This is a genomic window from Pseudomonas mosselii, from assembly GCF_003205295.1.
In the GTDB taxonomy this organism is placed as follows: Bacteria; Pseudomonadota; Gammaproteobacteria; order Pseudomonadales; family Pseudomonadaceae; genus Aquipseudomonas; species Aquipseudomonas mosselii_B.
In genome coordinates this window covers 42,295-57,169 of record NZ_QJRP01000029.1, presented here as the reverse complement: position 1 = coordinate 57,169, position 14,875 = coordinate 42,295, and the positions used below count along the sequence as shown (strand labels likewise).

The window sequence follows — 14,875 nt, the reverse complement described above, 5'->3', positions numbered from 1 at the left end:
GGCGGGGGGCATTCGGCATGGGAGATCTCTTGGTTGGGGCCTCTGGCCTCTTCGCGGGTAAACCCGCTCCCACAGGTACAGTGTTAGCCTGTGGGAGCGGGTTTACCCGCGAAGAGGCCCTGACAGGCTGGGGGCAGCCTGCGCCGGGAAAAGTGTTTATCATAGGCATCTCTTTGCCTGGCTTGCACCCACACCATGACCGAACACGACTATACCCTCGCCTGGGGCCTCTACGCCGTTGCCGCCCTGGGCTGCCTGCTGGTGGGCTTCAAGCTGACCGGCTGGATGTGGCGCTGGCTGCGCGAGCCGCTGCGGGTGATCATCGCCGTATTGCTGTTCTCGCCGACCATCGTCGACCCGGTCAAGGAAAGCTTCGCCCCGGCCATCGCCATCACCGCGCTGGACGTCGCCTTCAAGGTCGGCAACAACGCCTGGCGCGCCGCCTCCGACCTGGCCATGTACGGCATGCTCGCCTTTGCCCTGTACATCGCCTTCGTGCTGATCCGCTGGCCGCTGGAAAAGCGTGCCCGCGAGCGCCGCGCCCAGCGTGAGGCCGCCGCCCAGCGCCAGGCCAAGGAAGAACAGGAGGTCGTGGCCGAAGCGTCCCTGGCCGCCAACCGTCAAGACCGCTACCGCGACGATCCGCCCCCCGCTCCCGTGCGCCGCTCCGGCCCCGGGCAGGGTCGCGTCGAACCTCGTCTGTAAACCAGGAGCCGCAACATGTGCGAACTGCTGGGCATGAGCGCCAATGTCCCCACCGATATCGTCTTCAGCTTCACCGGCCTGATGCAGCGCGGCGGGCGCACCGGCCCGCACCGCGATGGCTGGGGCATCGGTTTCTACGAAGGGCGCGGCCTGCGCCTGTTCCAGGACCCGGCGGCGAGCAGCGAGTCGGAAGTGGCCAACCTGGTGCAGCGTTACCCGATCAAGAGCGAAGTGGTCATCGGCCATATCCGCCAGGCCAACGTTGGCAAGGTCTGTCTGTCCAACACCCACCCGTTCGTGCGCGAGCTGTGGGGGCGCAACTGGTGCTTCGCGCACAACGGCCAGCTGGGCGATTTCACCGGCCAGCGCACGTTCTACCGGCCGATCGGCGACACCGACAGCGAAGCGGCCTTCTGCGACCTGCTCAACCGCGTGCGCGAAGCCTTCCCCGAGCCGGTCGAGGTCGAGCAGTTGCTGCCGGTGCTGGTCGAAGCCTGTGCCGGTTACCGTGGCCAGGGCGTGTTCAACTGCCTGCTCAGCGACGGCGACTGGCTGTTCTGCTTCTGCTCGACCAAACTGGTGCACATCACCCGCCGCGCACCGTTCGGCGCGGCGCGGTTGAAGGATGTCGACCTGATCGTCGACTTCCACACGCAAACCACCCCCAACGACGTGGTCACGGTGATCGCCACCGAGCCGCTGACCGAGAACGAGACCTGGAACCGCTATGAGCCGGGTCAGTGGGGGCTGTGGCGGCATGGCGAGTGCATTGCCCACGGCCAGAGTTAAGGACGCTGCATGTTCAGAAGTTACCTGCGTTTGCTGTTGTTCACCTTCGGCCTACTGGCCGGTCTCCAGGTGCCGGGGCTGGTCAAGGACTACAGCCAGCGCGTCGAGGCGCACCTGCTCGAATCGCGCCAGGCGCTCGACGGCTTCCGCCAGACCGCGCAGCGCTTCTTCAACGGTGACCTGCAGGCGCTGGTGCGCCATTACCGGGGCAGCGACGATCCGGTGTTCAACAGCGATGCCAACAGCATCGAGAGCCTGTTGATTCGCAACCAGTTGCTCGAGCATGAATGGCAGGCCCTGCAAGGCTCGTGGGTGAGCCGCACCTGGCATGTGCTGGTGCAGCCGGAGCCGGCGCTGCGTGAGGAGACGCTCAAGGGCTACAGCTATCAGATCCTGCTGGTGCCGGAGGCGATCGGCTGGGGGATCGGCAGCGGGTTCGTGCTGGCGTTTGTGGTCGAGAGCCTGTTGCTGGTGATTGGCTGGGTGATTCTTGGCGGGCGGCGCAAGGTGGTGAAGGAAAGCTGGCGCTAGGCTCTGTACGAAATGTATCTGCACTCGCCCATACTGCGTTGAAACGGGGCTCGGAATGCTCATGTACTCCAGTACACTCCGCTTCCTCCCCCCGTTTCGCCTTGTCTGGCCTTCGCGCAGACACATTTCGTACAGACCCTAGTTTAGGCCGGCCCTGCGGCAGCGTTGCTCAGACCAACACGATCCGCTGCCCGCCCACATCCCGCGCATAGCGCTCAAGCACTTGCCGACACACGCCCACCACCTCGTCCACCAGCGCCACACCGGTCTGCCAGGCCACCACCAGCTCCAGGCTCGGCGGTGGCTGCAAGCCTTCCAGCAGCACCAGCTCACCGCGGCTCAGTTCGCCATCCACCAGCGCCGGCGGCAGTGCGCCGATGCCGAAACCGTCGCGCAGCAGGCGGGTGATGGCCGCCACCGAGTTCACGCAGTTCAGGCGCGGCGCCTCGGCTCCGGCGGCCTGCAGCAGGCCGAGCACTTCCTGGTGCGGCCGCGAGTTCTTCGAGAAGGTGACGATGCGCTCGCGGGCCAGCTCCGCCAGCGAGGCGTAGGTGCGATGGTGCGGGGAGCCGGCGGCGACGATCCAGCCCATCGGGTAGCGCGCCAGGTCATGGCTGCGGATCGACTGCTCGCGCAGCAGGTCGGTCTGCAGGATCACGTCGAGAAACCCCTTCTGCAACTGCTCGCGCAGGTTCAGCGCGGTATCGGCCACCAGCTCGATCTCCACCTGCGGGTAGCGCTCACCCAGCTCAGCCACCAGCGCGCTCATCCAGGTGTGGATGACCGTGTCCATCACCCCCAGGCGGATGCGTCCGGTCTTGGCCCGGTCGCTGTCCAGCGACTGCTTCATGGCCTTGGCGGTGTCGAGCATGCGCTCGGCGTATTCCAGCACCTTGGCGCCCTCGGGCGTCAGGCTGACCCCGCGGGAGTCGCGCAACAGCAGTTTAACGCCCAGGTCGGCCTCCAGCGCGGCGATGCGGCTGGACACCGAGGCCTGGGTGGTGAACAGCTTCTCGGCGGTGAGGCGAAAGCTCCTGAGCCGGGCGACCCAGACGAAGGTTTCGAGGAAACGAAGGTTCATGATCAGTTTTTCTTGTTCCAGACCGGCGGTTTTTCTCGTTGGACGCAGGCGGCGCGGCCTCTGAACATGAAGCCCAGGCCGCGACGCCCGACGTCGCCCATAGAACAATACCAACAAGCCGAGGCAACCATGAACCCGACCGGCGTACAGCAGCAGGCCCCCGCCCGAACCTCGAGCGGCCCCTTCGCCTGGTACCGCGACATCGACTCCCAGCAACGACGCACCTTCTGGAGCTGCAAGATCGGCTACGGCCTGGACGGCATGGACACCCAGATGCTCAGCTTCGTCATCCCCACCCTGATCATGCTGTGGGGCATCAGCACCGCCGAGGCCGGGTTGATCCACACCAGCACGTTGATCGCCTCGGCCCTGGGCGGCTGGATCGCCGGCATCCTCTCCGACCGCATCGGGCGAGTGCGCACCCTGCAGCTGACGGTGCTGTGGTTCGCCTTCTTCACCTTCCTCTGCGGCTTCGCCCAGAGTTACGAGCAACTGCTGATCGCCCGAACCCTGATGGGCTTTGGTTTTGGCGGCGAATGGACCGCCGGCGCGGTGCTGATCGGCGAGGTGATCCGTGCCCAGGACCGCGGCAAGGCGGTGGGCATGGTGCAGTCGGGTTGGGCCATCGGCTGGGGCCTGACGGCGATCCTTTATGCCCTGCTGTTCTCCTGGCTGCCGGCCGAGCAGGCCTGGCGCGCGCTGTTCCTGGTGGGCCTGCTGCCGGCGATCTTCGTGATCTTCGTCCGGCGCCTGGTCAAGGACCCGGAGATCTACCGCCAGGCCAAGGCCGTGGAACAGGCCGAGGCGCCTGCGCAGTTCTACGAGATCTTCGCCCCCGGCATGCTCTGGACCACGATCCGCGCTTCCTTGCTGACCACCGGTGCCCTGGGCGGCTACTACGCCATCACCTCGTGGCTGCCGACCTTCCTCAAGAACGAGCGCGGTCTGAGCGTGCTGGGCACCGGCGGCTACCTGGCGATGGTCATCGTCGGCTCCTACATCGGCTACGTGGTCAGCGCCTACCTGTGCGACCTGCTGGGGCGCAGGAAGAACTTCATCCTGTTCGCCGTGGGCTCGTTCGTCATCGTCCTGCTCTACACGCAGATGCCGGTCAGCGACGGCGTGATGCTGTGGCTGGGCTTCCCGCTGGGCTTCTTCGCCTCGGGCATCTTCAGTGGCATGGGCTCGTTCCTCACCGAACTGTTCCCGACCCGGATCCGTGGGTCGGGGCAGGGCTTCTGCTACAACATCGGCAAGGTGGTCGCGGCCATGTTCCCGCTGCTGATCGGCCTGCTCGGCGAGAAAGTGCCTCTGGGCCTGGGGATTGGCGCCTTTGCCGCAGTGTCCTACGGTGTGGTGATCGTGGCGGCCCTCAGCCTGCCGGAAACCCGCGGCAAAGCGCTCCAGGCGCGCTAAGGTAGGCACCATGAACATTGATACGGAGGTCCGCCAGGTGAAACGCCTGCTACTCAATTGCGACATGGGCGAGAGCTTCGGCAACTGGCGCATGGGCCAGGACGCCAAGGTCATGCCGTTCATCGACTGCGCTAACATCGCCTGCGGCTACCATGCCGGCGACCCGGGCACCATGCGTCGCACCGTGGCCCTGGCCCTGGAACACCGGGTGGCCATTGGCGCGCACCCGGCCTACCCGGACCTGATGGGCTTCGGCCGTCGTTCCATGGCCTGCAGCAGCGACGAGATCCGCGACCTGCTGCACTACCAGATCGGCGCCCTGGACGGCATCTGCAAGGTGCTTGGCGCGCGGGTGGCCTACGTCAAGCCCCATGGAGCGCTGTACAACGACATGATGGCCAACCCGGACATCCTGCGCACCGTGCTCGAAGCGGTGGCGGCGTTCGACAGCGGCCTGCCGCTGATGCTCATGGCCACCGCCGACGACAGCGCCGCCCAAGCCCTGGGCGATGAAGTCGGCGTGCCGCTGTGGTTCGAGGCTTTCGCCGACCGTGGCTACACCGCCAGCGGGCACCTGATGTCGCGGCGCCTGCCGAACGCTGTGCACCACGATCCGGCGCTGGTGGTCGAACAGGCCCTGCGCCTGGCCAAGGGCGAGGCCCTGGTGGCAGACGACGGCAGCGACGTGCGCTTGAACGCCAGCACCCTGTGCGTCCATGGCGACAACGATGGTTCGGTGGCCGCCGTGCGCCAGATCCGCCAGGCCCTGGATGCATTGGAGCAAGCATGACGCCACGTATCGAAGTGGTGGCCATCGACAGCCTGATGGTGCGGCTGTTCGATGCCATCGATGAAGGCAACATGCCGTGGATCCTCGCCGCCAGCCAGCGCTTGCAGGATGCTTTTGGCCAGCAGTTGATCGACCTGGTGCCGTCCTACACCACGCTGATGGTGCAGTTCGACCTGGCGCCGGGCGAGGCGCGCCAGCGTATCCAGCACGCGCTGGAGGGCTTGCGGCCGGATGCCGGTCAGGCCGGGCGTCGGCACGAGATCCCGGTGTGGTACCACGCCAGCGTCGGCCCCGAGCTGCCGGTGCTGGCCGCGCGCGGCGGGATGAGCGAGGCCGAGGTGATCCGCCTGCATTGTGCTCGCGACTACCCGGTGTTCGCCCTGGGGTTCGCGCCGGGCTTCGGCTTCATGGGCCTGGTCGACGAACGCCTGGCCACGCCGCGCCTGAGCACCCCGCGCAAGCGCGTGGCAGCGGGCAGCGTCGGCATCGCCGAACGCCAGACTGCCGCCTATCCGGCCGTATCGCCGGGCGGCTGGAACCTGATCGGTCGCACGCCGGTGCGCCTGTTCGACCGCGAGCGCGAGGGCTACAGCCTGCTGCAGCCTGGCGATCGGGTGCGCTTCGTGGCCGTCGAACGGGCCGAATTCATCAACCTGGGCGGTGACGACAGCCCGCTGGAGGCCCAGGCATGAGCCAGTTGAGAGTCGAGGCCAGCACCGCGCTGTGCCTGTTGCAGGATGCCGGGCGTTTCGGTGTGCGGCACCTGGGCGTGACCCAGGGCGGCGCGCTGGACTGGGTGGCGATGCGCTGGGCCAACTGGCTGCTGGGCAATACCCTGGACAGCGCCGTGGTGGAGATTGCGCTTGGCGGCTTCAGCGTGGTTGCCGAGCAGGACTGCGTGCTGGCGCTGGCCGGGGCCGACCTGGATGCGCAGGTCGACGGGCAGGCTGTTGCGCCCTGGACCCGCTTCAACCTGGGCAAGGGCCAGCGCCTGGCGCTGCGTCAGCCTCGTCAGGGGGTACGTGCTTACCTGGCGGTGCCGGGCGGGTTTGTGGGCGAGCCGGTGCTGGGGAGTTGTTCTACCGTGGTACGGGAAGAACTGGGTGGTCTAGACGGCCAGGGCCGGGCGTTGGTGAAGGGCGAGGTGCTGCACGCTGCCGGGGCAGTCGTGGGGCAAGTCCGCTCCCACGTGCCTGAAGCGCTGCGACCGGTGTATGCCGAGAAGCCGGTATTGGACCTGGTGATGGGCGCGCAGATCGGTGATTTTGGCGGCACCAGTCTGTTCGAGGCGTTCAACCGTGACTGGACGCTGGACAGCCGGGCTGATCGCATGGGTATTCGCCTGCTTGGGCCACAGCTGGTCTACCAGGGCGCGCCGATGATCTCCGAGGGGATCCCGCTCGGCGCCGTGCAGGTGCCGCCGGACGGGCAGCCGATCGTGCTGCTCAATGATCGGCAGACGATCGGTGGGTATCCACGACTGGGGGCGTTGACGCCGTTGGCGCTGGCGCAGTTGGCACAGTGCATGCCGGGGTCTGCGGTGCGGTTTCGGGCGGTGGTGCAGGACGAGGCTTGGCGGGAGCAGCAGCTATACCTGCTCCGTTGGCGGTGAAGCTGCTGGCCCTTTCGCGGGTAAACCCGCTCCCACAGGTCCGATACAGCCCCCGAGAGTGGCGCTGTACCTGTGGGAGCGGGTTTACCCGCGAATAGGCCAGAACAGGCAACATCACTTGGACAGGTAACGCATCCCGTCTTCCAACCCCTGCAAGGTCAGCGGAAACATCCTGTCCTCGATCAGGTCCCGCACCAGATGGGTCGAAGCGGTGTAGTCCCAGGCCTGTTTGGGATACGGGTTGATCCAGATGATCTTCCTGAACTTCTCCATGAAGCGCTGCATCCACACATACCCGGCTTCTTCGTTCCAGTGTTCGACGCTGCCGCCCGGCTGGGTAATCTCGTAGGGCGCCATGGCCGCGTCGCCGACAAACACCACCTTGTAGTCATCGCCGTACTTGTGCAGCAGGTCGAAGGTGGAGAAGCGCTCGGAAGTCCGGCGCAGGTTGTTTTTCCACACCGACTCGTAGATGAAGTTGTGGAAGTAGTAATACTCCAGGTGCTTGAACTCGGTCTTGCAGGCCGAGAACAGTTCCTCGCACACCTTCACATGCGCGTCCATCGAACCGCCGATGTCGAACAGCAGCAGCAGCTTGACCGTGTTGCGCCGCTCGGGGCGCATCTGGATGTTCAAGAGGCCTGCGTCACGGGCGGTGTGGTCGATGGTGCCGTCGATGTCCAGCTCTTCGGCGGCGCCTTCGCGGGCGAACTTGCGCAGGCGGCGCAAGGCCAGCTTGATGTTGCGCGTGCCCAGCTCGACCTGGTCGTCGAGGTTCTTGTACTCGCGCTGGTCCCACACCTTCACCGCCTTGCCCTGGCGCTTGCCGGCCTCGCCGACGCGGATGCCCTCGGGGTTGAAGCCGCCGGAGCCGAACGGGCTGGTGCCGCCGGTGCCGATCCACTTGTTGCCGCCGGCGTGGCGTTCCTTCTGCTCCTCGAGGCGCTTCTTGAACTCCTCGATCAGCTTGTCCAGGCCGCCCAGGGACTGGATCTGCGCCCGTTCCTCGTCGGTCAGCGAGCGCTCGAACTCCTTGCGCAGCCACTCGTCGGGGATCAACGCCTCGATATGCCGGTCGAGGTTTTCCAGGCCCTTGAAGTAGGCGGCAAAGGCACGGTCGAACTTGTCGAAGTGCCGTTCGTCCTTCACCAGGATGGCGCGGGCCAGGTAGTAGAAGGCGTCCATGTCGGCGAACACCACACCTTTTTGCAAGGCATGGTGCAGGTCGAGCAACTCGCGCACCGACACCGGCACCTTGGCCGCGCGCATTTCATTGAACAGGTTGAGCAACATGGCCCGGCTCCCGTCAGCGGTTGCCGCGCCGGCTCATGAAGGCCAGGCGCTCGAGCAGCGTCACGTCCTGTTCGTTCTTCACCAGAGCCCCGGCCAGCGGCGGGATGGCCTTGGTCGGATCGCGCTCGCGCAGCACCGCCTCGCCGATGTTGTCGGCCATCAGCAGCTTGAGCCAGTCGACCAGCTCGGAGGTGGAGGGCTTTTTCTTCAGGCCCGGCACCTTGCGCACGTCGAAGAACACGTCCAGCGCCTCGCTGACCAGCGACTGGCTGATGTTGGGGTAGTGCACGTCGACGATCTGCTGCAGGGTGGTGCGGTCGGGGAAGGCGATGTAGTGGAAGAAGCAGCGGCGCAGGAAGGCGTCGGGCAGTTCCTTCTCGTTGTTGGAGGTGATGATGATGATCGGGCGCTGCTTGGCCTTGATGGTCTCGTCGATCTCGTAGACGTAGAACTCCATCTTGTCGAGTTCCTGCAACAGGTCGTTGGGGAACTCGATGTCGGCCTTGTCGATTTCGTCGATCAGCAGGATCACCCGCTCGTCGGCCTCGAAGGCCTCCCACAGCTTGCCCTTCTTCAGGTAGTTGCGCACGTCGTGGACCTTGTCCACGCCCAGCTGCGAGTCGCGCAGGCGGCTGACCGCGTCGTACTCGTACAGACCCTGGTGGGCCTTGGTGGTGGACTTGATGTGCCAGGTGATCAGGCGGGCGCCGAAGGAGGCCGCGAGCTGCTCGGCGAGCATGGTCTTGCCGGTGCCCGGCTCGCCCTTGACCAGCAGCGGGCGCTCCAGGGTGATGGCCGCGTTGACCGCCAGCTTCAGGTCGTCTGTGGCGACGTAGTCGCGGGTGCCTTCGAACTTCATGAACCGATCCTCTGGGGTGGCTGGGCTCGCCTTGTCGCGGGGCAGCCAACGCATGTTTATTGATGTGTCAGCGACTATAACCCCGCACCCGCCGCCTGCAAACGCAGACCGGGTATTCAGTCCCTGAATGGTCCGTCACTGCTGGTTCAGTCGGATTTGGGCGCAGGCTGTTCGTAACGTGCGTTGAACGCCTGGATGAACCCGTTGCGCAGGATCTGCAGGAACGCTTCGAACGCGCTGATATCCTGCTGGTGCACGCTGCCGCTGAGTTCCACACGGGTGGCGAACTGGTTCTTCGGCTGGTTCTTGAGCACGGTCTCGGTGGCGCCCACCACCGCCTCCCAGATCGAGCGCAGGAACCCTTTGTCCTGGTCTTGCACATCCTGTTGCCAGTTGAACACGTCCACATCGCGCAGCAGCGGCTTGATGTAGCCATTCAGTCGGCCGTTCGCGGCTTCGGCCTCGATCACCACGTCGCCGTGTCCGGCATTGAAGTCGAACTTGCCGTAGGCGCTGGCAAAGTCGTTGAGTCGGCGCAGTTCGATGCCCTTGGCGCGCAGGCGAAACTGAAAGTCGTCAAAGTCGCTGAACGGATCGAAGGTGGCCTTGCTCTGGACCTTGGCATCGCCCGGCAGCAACGCCGTCCCTTCGAAGCTGGCGTCTCGCCGGCCCTTTTCATCGCGTACGTTGGTCAGGTTGCGAATGCTGGCGTCCAGGCGTGTGGCCTTGAGGTCGACCGGCGGTTTGGAGTTGAAATTGCGAAAGCTCAGAGTGCCCTGTTCGATGCGCAGGTCGTTGAGGGTGATGGGTAGCAGTTTCTCCAGTTGCTGGCGCCAGTCGGTACCCTGGCCGGTTTGCGAGGTCTGCTTGTTGCCGCCATCGACGAAGTTCAGTTGGGGGCGCAGGAAAGTCACCTCGGCGACCACGGCATGGTCGTACCATAGCGCATGCCAGCTCACCGACAGGTCGATCAAAGGTGCGTCGAGCAGCGGTACCGGTACCTTGCCGCTGACCTTGACGATCTTCAGGCCATTGATTTGATAAGCGCCGCGCCACCAGGCCAGGTCGACGTCGGTGACCTGGCCACGGTAGTCGCCCATGTCGGCCAGCTTGTCGTTCAGGTAATCGCGAACCAGGTAGGGCAGGGCCAGGTGCAGGGCCACAAGCAACGCAGCCAGGCTGGCAAGGCCGACCAATGGCCAGCGATAACGTGCTTTCATCGTGGTTCTCCACACCGGCTTTTGCGGTTGACCGCAGGGCGCTTCGCCGAGTTCGAACGGGCTTTACGCTCCTGCATTGCGGGCTTACCCTCATGGTTTTCCCTGCTCTTTCATGTTCAAGGACACCTGCCATGAGCCGTATCTACGCCGACAACGCCCACTCCATCGGCAACACGCCGCTGGTGCAGATCAACCGCATTGCCCCGCGCGGGGTGACCATCCTGGCCAAGATCGAAGGGCGCAACCCGGGTTACTCGGTGAAGTGCCGGATCGGTGCCAACATGGTCTGGGACGCGGAGAGCAGCGGCAAGCTGAAGCCGGGCATGACCATCGTCGAGCCGACCTCGGGCAACACCGGCATCGGCCTGGCGTTCGTCGCCGCCGCCCGCGGCTACAAGCTGGTCCTGACCATGCCGGCGTCCATGAGCCTGGAGCGGCGCAAGGTGCTCAAGGCCCTGGGGGCCGAGCTAGTGCTCACCGAGCCGGCCAAGGGCATGAAGGGCGCCATCGAGAAGGCCAACGAAATCGTCGCCTCCGATCCGGCCCAGTACTTCCAGCCTGGCCAGTTCGACAATCCGGCCAACCCGGCCATCCACGAGAAGACCACCGGCCCCGAGATCTGGAACGACACCGATGGCGCGGTGGATGTACTGGTGGCGGGCGTCGGCACCGGCGGCACCATCACCGGCGTGTCGCGCTACATCAAGCACACCCAGGGCAAGTCGATCCTCTCGGTGGCGGTGGAGCCGGTGAGCTCGCCGCTGATCAGCCAGACCCTGGCCGGCGAGGAGCTCAAGCCCAGCCCGCACAAGATCCAGGGTATCGGCGCGGGCTTCGTGCCGAAGAACCTCGACCTGTCGATTGTCGACCAGGTCGAGACGGTGACCGATGACGAGTCCAAGGCCATGGCCATCCGCCTGATGCAGGAGGAGGGCATCCTCTGTGGCATCTCCTGTGGCGCGGCAATGGCGGCGGCGGTGCGCCTGGCCGAGAAACCCGAGATGCAGGGCAAGACCATCGTGGTGATCCTGCCGGACTCCGGGGAGCGCTACCTGTCGAGCATGTTGTTCAGCGACATGTTCAGCGAGCAGGAGAACCAGCAGTAACCTTCAGGGCCTGCAGTGCAGTCCATCGTGACACAAGAGCTCGTGCATTCCTGTGGGAGCGGCCTTGTGTCGCGAAAGGGGCGCGCAGCGCCCCCAGGAATTGCGCCCCACCGCTGATCCGGCGCAATGTCGGTCCTTTTCGTTTATTGCACAATCCTTAACACTGCGATCCGGCACCGGTTGTTTTTACCCGGCCCGGATGGGTTTATGATGTCCGGCTATCTGGGGATGGCCTGATTTCCCCTCCAAGGAGTGTTGCATGACCTTTTCCTTCGTCGCCAAGGCAGGTGTCCTGCTGGTGTTTTTCGGCAGCGTGCTGTTCGTGCACCTGCGCGGCAAGGCACGCCTGCCGGTGCTGCGCCAGTTCGTCAACCATTCGGCGCTGTTCGCCCCCTACAACAGCCTGATGTACCTGTTCTCCGGCGTACCTTCCAAGCCGTACCTGGATCGCCAGCGCTTCCCTGAGCTGGACGTGCTCAAGGACAACTGGGAAGTGATCCGCGAAGAGGCCATGCGCCTGTTCGACGAGGGTTACATCCGCGCGGCCGAGAAAGACAACGACGCAGGCTTCGGTTCGTTCTTCAAGAAGGGCTGGAAGCGTTTCTACCTGAAGTGGTACGACAAGCCGCTGCCTTCGGCCGAGGCGCTGTGCCCCAAGACCGTCGAGCTGGTCAGCAGCATCCCCAACGTCAAGGGCGCGATGTTCGCCCTGTTGCCCGGCGGCAGCCACCTGAACCCGCACCGCGACCCGTTCGCCGGCTCCCTGCGCTACCACCTGGGCCTGTCCACCCCGAACTCGGACAACTGCCGTATCTACGTCGACGGCCAGCCCTACGCCTGGCGCGACGGCGAGGACGTGATGTTCGACGAGACCTTCGTGCACTGGGTCAAGAACGAGACCGAGGTCACCCGCGTGATCCTGTTCTGCGACGTCGAGCGCCCGCTCAACAGCCCGCTGATGACCCGCATCAACCGCAAGGTCAGCGCTTTCCTCGGCCGCGCCACCGCGCCGCAGAACACCGATGACGAGCGCGTCGGCGGGATCAACCAGGCCTACGCCTGGAGCAAGCGCTTCAGCAACGTCATCAGCACCCGGGTCAAGCAGTTCAAGCGCGCCAACCCCAAGGCCTACCGCGTGCTGCGGCCGGTGCTGGCGGTGGTCGTCGCCTACGCGCTGTACCGCTGGCTGTTCTGATTCGCCTGGGCAGGCTCGCTCCTCAACGGAGCGGGCTTGCCCCGCGATGATTCCCCCGCTATATTCCGAAACACTCTCTTCCCAGAAGACCTGTTCATGCCAGCCATCCCTTCCACCACCGCTTACGTTCTCGCGCCTGTCGCGGGCGTGGTCGTGCGTGGCAGCCAGCAGCCGGCCATGATCAGTCACTACCCACCACCTGTCAGTGGCGTCGTAGGCGGCGTAGCTCCGCCTCCTTGCGCAGTCGTGGTGCTGGGCTGATCGGCCGCTGGCCGCTCCCCACCGCACTCGCAACCTACTGAACACGGTCGGCTATCCCCGCAAGACGCGATAGGCCCTCCGTACGGCTCATTTGCCCGTATACAGGTGGCAATACATGTCTGTCCTCAACAAAGCATCCGTGGCCTCGGCGGCCACTACCAGCCTGTTCGTCCTGCTGTGGAGCAGCGGGGCGATCGTTTCCAAGCTTGGCCTGGCCCAGGCCAGCCCCTTCGCCTTCCTGCTGCTGCGCTCGGCCCTGGCGCTTTTCGGTCTGTTGTTGATCGGACCGTTGCTTGGCTTGCGCTGGCCACGTACCCGGGGCGGCATCGTTCGCGCCCTGGGGACCGGCTGCGTGCTGCTGGGCGCCTACCAGATCTTCTACCTGCTGGCGCTCGATACCCATGTCACCCCCGGCGTCATGGCCACGGTCATGGGCGTGCAACCGATCCTTACCGTGGTGCTGATGGAGCGCCAACGCTCCTGGAGCCGGCTGTTCGGCCTGGGACTGGGCCTTGGCGGCCTGGTGATGGTGGTCTACCAGGGCATCAATCTTGGCGGGGTGTCCCTGGCGGGCATGCTGTTCGCCCTGCTGGCGCTGGCCAGCATGACCTTCGGCTCGATCCTGCAGAAACGCATCACCGACAACCCCATGGGCACCTTGCCGCTGCAGTACCTGGCCGGATTTGCCCTGTGCGCACTGTTCGCGCCGTTCCAGCCGCTGCAGGTCGAGTGGAACGCCAGCTTCTTCGGCGCGCTGCTGTGGATGGGGCTGGTGGTTTCGTTGCTGGCCACACTGCTGCTGTACCGGCTGATCGCCCGGGGCAACCTGGTCAATGTCACCAGCCTGTTCTACCTGGTGCCGGCGGTGACGGCGGTGATGGACTTCGCCATCTTCGGTAACCGCCTGGCGCCGCTCAGCCTGTTGGGAATGGGGTTGATCGTGGTCGGGCTGCTGTTCGTGTTCCGCAAGCCGGCGTTGCGTGCGGCTGAAGCTTGAGATGAACCGGTGGGAGCGGGCTTGCCCCGCGATGCGTTCGGCCAGGTTGTTTCGTTACCTGGCCTGACGCAATCGCGGGGCAAGCCCGCTCCCACGTCACGACCGTGCCGGACGCAGCACCAGCCAGAGCGCCGCGGCGATCAGCAGGCCGCCGTACAGGTGCGCCATCGACAGCGGCTCATCCAGCAGCCACGCGCCCCAGAGCACGCCGAACACCGGGATCAGGAAGGTCACGGTACTGGCCTTGACCGGCCCGATTTCGTTCAGCAAGCGGAAGTACAGGATATAGGCGAACGCCGTGCACAGCAGCCCAAGGCCCAGCAGCGACAGCCACACCTGCCAGCCGCCCCAGCTGGCCGGCGGTTGGGTCAGCGCGCTCCAAGCGAACAGCGGGCTCAGCAGCAGGGTGGCGCCGAGCATGCTGCCCAGTGCCGACAGGCGGCTGTCCAGCGTCCCCACCCAGCGCCGCGCCAGGAAACCCGCGAAGCCGTAGCAGGTGGTCGCCGCCAGGCACGCCAGGGCGCCTTGCACCAGGGCCATGTCGAGCGCCACCGGGCCGGCACCGCTGAGGATGCCGACGCCGAACAGGCCGAGGAAGATCCCGCAGAGCTTGGGCAGGGTCATCGCCTCGCGGAAGAACAAGGTGCCGATCAGCACGCCCATCAGTGGCGTGGTGGCGTTGAAGATCGCCGAGTAGCCCGCCGGCAGCACCTGCGCCGCCACGGAATAGAACGTGGCCGGAATGCCGGAGTTGATCATGCCCAGCACCAGGCAGGCGCCCAGCTTGCCCTCGAAATTCCAGCGCACCCGGGCGGCGGCGAGGATGGCGATCAGCCCCAGGCAGGCGATCGACACGCGGAAAAAGGCGGTCGGCACGGTGCCGAGCTCGGGAGCGATGATGCGCATGAACAGGAAGCTGGCACCCCAGACGGCGGCAAGGGTCAACAGACGGGCAAGGGCGATGGGGCTCACGGGGGGTCTCCGGCGGTGGGGCAGGGGCGCGAGTGTACGTCAGTGGGC

Annotated in this window: 15 protein-coding genes; 10 read left to right on the top strand and 5 right to left on the bottom strand. The window is 65.5% G+C overall.

Translation table 11 applies throughout. The annotated features are described in order from the left end of the window. Nucleotides 1–195: 195 nt before the first annotated feature. The 3 genes from DMX06_RS21155 to DMX06_RS21145 are packed head-to-tail and all read left to right on the top strand — an operon-like array spanning nt 196 to nt 2,025. Complete coding sequence (locus tag DMX06_RS21155) at nt 196–705, top strand: MFS transporter (protein WP_110739194.1); 510 nt, start codon at nt 196–198, stop codon at nt 703–705. A gap of 15 nt (nt 706–720) precedes the next feature. Next, a complete protein-coding gene (locus tag DMX06_RS21150) occupies nt 721–1,494 on the top strand; it encodes a class II glutamine amidotransferase (protein WP_110739193.1) in 774 nt (257 codons plus the stop codon). Between the two features lie 9 nt (nt 1,495–1,503). Further along, nucleotides 1,504–2,025, top strand: coding sequence for a DUF2937 family protein (locus tag DMX06_RS21145; RefSeq protein WP_062574848.1), 522 nt, complete (start codon nt 1,504–1,506; stop codon nt 2,023–2,025). A gap of 169 nt (nt 2,026–2,194) precedes the next feature. Here DMX06_RS21145 and DMX06_RS21140 read toward each other — a convergent pair whose 3' ends face one another. After that, nucleotides 2,195–3,106 carry a LysR family transcriptional regulator gene (locus DMX06_RS21140; RefSeq protein ID WP_050706836.1) on the bottom strand — a complete coding sequence of 304 codons (912 nt, stop codon included), beginning with the start codon at nt 3,104–3,106 and terminating at the stop codon, nt 2,195–2,197. 129 nt (nt 3,107–3,235) lie between these two features. On the opposite strand from DMX06_RS21140, the gene DMX06_RS21135 reads away from it, so the two are divergent. From DMX06_RS21135 to DMX06_RS21120, 4 genes are read left to right on the top strand one after another with little or no spacing between them, the layout of a single operon-like run. Beyond that, nucleotides 3,236–4,522 (top strand): MFS transporter, encoded by a 1,287-nt coding sequence (locus DMX06_RS21135; RefSeq protein WP_110739192.1) that lies wholly within the window; start codon nt 3,236–3,238, stop codon nt 4,520–4,522. A gap of 10 nt (nt 4,523–4,532) precedes the next feature. Then, the gene (locus DMX06_RS21130) at nt 4,533–5,312 is read left to right on the top strand and encodes a 5-oxoprolinase subunit PxpA (RefSeq protein WP_110739191.1); all 780 of its coding nucleotides are present in this window, start codon (nt 4,533–4,535) and stop codon (nt 5,310–5,312) included. Beyond that, on the top strand, nt 5,309–6,004 hold the full coding sequence (gene pxpB / locus DMX06_RS21125; RefSeq protein ID WP_110739190.1) for a 5-oxoprolinase subunit PxpB: 696 nt from the start codon (nt 5,309–5,311) through the stop codon (nt 6,002–6,004). Before DMX06_RS21130 ends, pxpB begins: the two co-directional genes overlap by 4 nt. After that, nucleotides 6,001–6,924: a 5-oxoprolinase subunit C family protein gene (locus tag DMX06_RS21120; RefSeq protein ID WP_110739189.1), complete on the top strand. Its 924-nt coding sequence runs from the start codon at nt 6,001–6,003 to the stop codon at nt 6,922–6,924. Before pxpB ends, DMX06_RS21120 begins: the two co-directional genes overlap by 4 nt. A gap of 114 nt (nt 6,925–7,038) precedes the next feature. Here DMX06_RS21120 and DMX06_RS21115 read toward each other — a convergent pair whose 3' ends face one another. The 3 genes from DMX06_RS21115 to DMX06_RS21105 form a co-directional block, all read right to left on the bottom strand. Further along, nucleotides 7,039–8,217 carry a vWA domain-containing protein gene (locus DMX06_RS21115; RefSeq protein ID WP_110739188.1) on the bottom strand — a complete coding sequence of 393 codons (1,179 nt, stop codon included), beginning with the start codon at nt 8,215–8,217 and terminating at the stop codon, nt 7,039–7,041. A 13-nt stretch (nt 8,218–8,230) separates the two neighbouring features. Next, nucleotides 8,231–9,076 carry an AAA family ATPase gene (locus DMX06_RS21110; RefSeq protein ID WP_110739187.1) on the bottom strand — a complete coding sequence of 282 codons (846 nt, stop codon included), beginning with the start codon at nt 9,074–9,076 and terminating at the stop codon, nt 8,231–8,233. Nucleotides 9,077–9,222: 146 nt separating this feature from the next. Further along, nucleotides 9,223–10,296 carry a DUF748 domain-containing protein gene (locus tag DMX06_RS21105; protein ID WP_110739186.1) on the bottom strand — a complete coding sequence of 358 codons (1,074 nt, stop codon included), beginning with the start codon at nt 10,294–10,296 and terminating at the stop codon, nt 9,223–9,225. Between the two features lie 131 nt (nt 10,297–10,427). On the opposite strand from DMX06_RS21105, the gene cysK reads away from it, so the two are divergent. The 3 genes from cysK (at nt 10,428) to DMX06_RS21085 (ending at nt 13,855) form a co-directional block, all read left to right on the top strand. Continuing rightward, nucleotides 10,428–11,402 (top strand): cysteine synthase A, encoded by a 975-nt coding sequence (gene cysK, locus DMX06_RS21100; protein ID WP_110739185.1) that lies wholly within the window; start codon nt 10,428–10,430, stop codon nt 11,400–11,402. Nucleotides 11,403–11,661: 259 nt separating this feature from the next. Then, nucleotides 11,662–12,597, top strand: a complete 936-nt coding sequence (locus tag DMX06_RS21095; RefSeq protein ID WP_110739184.1) for an aspartyl/asparaginyl beta-hydroxylase domain-containing protein — start codon at nt 11,662–11,664, stop codon at nt 12,595–12,597. A gap of 376 nt (nt 12,598–12,973) precedes the next feature. Beyond that, a complete protein-coding gene (locus tag DMX06_RS21085; RefSeq protein ID WP_110739182.1) occupies nt 12,974–13,855 on the top strand; it encodes a DMT family transporter in 882 nt (293 codons plus the stop codon). A gap of 96 nt (nt 13,856–13,951) precedes the next feature. Here DMX06_RS21085 and DMX06_RS21080 read toward each other — a convergent pair whose 3' ends face one another. After that, complete coding sequence (locus tag DMX06_RS21080; RefSeq protein WP_110739181.1) at nt 13,952–14,827, bottom strand: DMT family transporter; 876 nt, start codon at nt 14,825–14,827, stop codon at nt 13,952–13,954. Between the last annotated feature and the right edge of the window lie 48 nt (nt 14,828–14,875).

Coding starts and splice junctions, on each gene's coding strand:
- DMX06_RS21155 (WP_110739194.1), top strand. CDS start 196: ATGACCGAACACGACTATACCCTCGCCTGGGGCCTCTACGCCGTTGCC.
- DMX06_RS21150 (WP_110739193.1), top strand. CDS start 721: ATGTGCGAACTGCTGGGCATGAGCGCCAATGTCCCCACCGATATCGTC.
- DMX06_RS21145 (WP_062574848.1), top strand. CDS start 1,504: ATGTTCAGAAGTTACCTGCGTTTGCTGTTGTTCACCTTCGGCCTACTG.
- DMX06_RS21140 (WP_050706836.1), bottom strand. CDS start 3,106: ATGAACCTTCGTTTCCTCGAAACCTTCGTCTGGGTCGCCCGGCTCAGG.
- DMX06_RS21135 (WP_110739192.1), top strand. CDS start 3,236: ATGAACCCGACCGGCGTACAGCAGCAGGCCCCCGCCCGAACCTCGAGC.
- DMX06_RS21130 (WP_110739191.1), top strand. CDS start 4,533: ATGAACATTGATACGGAGGTCCGCCAGGTGAAACGCCTGCTACTCAAT.
- pxpB (WP_110739190.1), top strand. CDS start 5,309: ATGACGCCACGTATCGAAGTGGTGGCCATCGACAGCCTGATGGTGCGG.
- DMX06_RS21120 (WP_110739189.1), top strand. CDS start 6,001: ATGAGCCAGTTGAGAGTCGAGGCCAGCACCGCGCTGTGCCTGTTGCAG.
- DMX06_RS21115 (WP_110739188.1), bottom strand. CDS start 8,217: ATGTTGCTCAACCTGTTCAATGAAATGCGCGCGGCCAAGGTGCCGGTG.
- DMX06_RS21110 (WP_110739187.1), bottom strand. CDS start 9,076: ATGAAGTTCGAAGGCACCCGCGACTACGTCGCCACAGACGACCTGAAG.
- DMX06_RS21105 (WP_110739186.1), bottom strand. CDS start 10,296: ATGAAAGCACGTTATCGCTGGCCATTGGTCGGCCTTGCCAGCCTGGCT.
- cysK (WP_110739185.1), top strand. CDS start 10,428: ATGAGCCGTATCTACGCCGACAACGCCCACTCCATCGGCAACACGCCG.
- DMX06_RS21095 (WP_110739184.1), top strand. CDS start 11,662: ATGACCTTTTCCTTCGTCGCCAAGGCAGGTGTCCTGCTGGTGTTTTTC.
- DMX06_RS21085 (WP_110739182.1), top strand. CDS start 12,974: ATGTCTGTCCTCAACAAAGCATCCGTGGCCTCGGCGGCCACTACCAGC.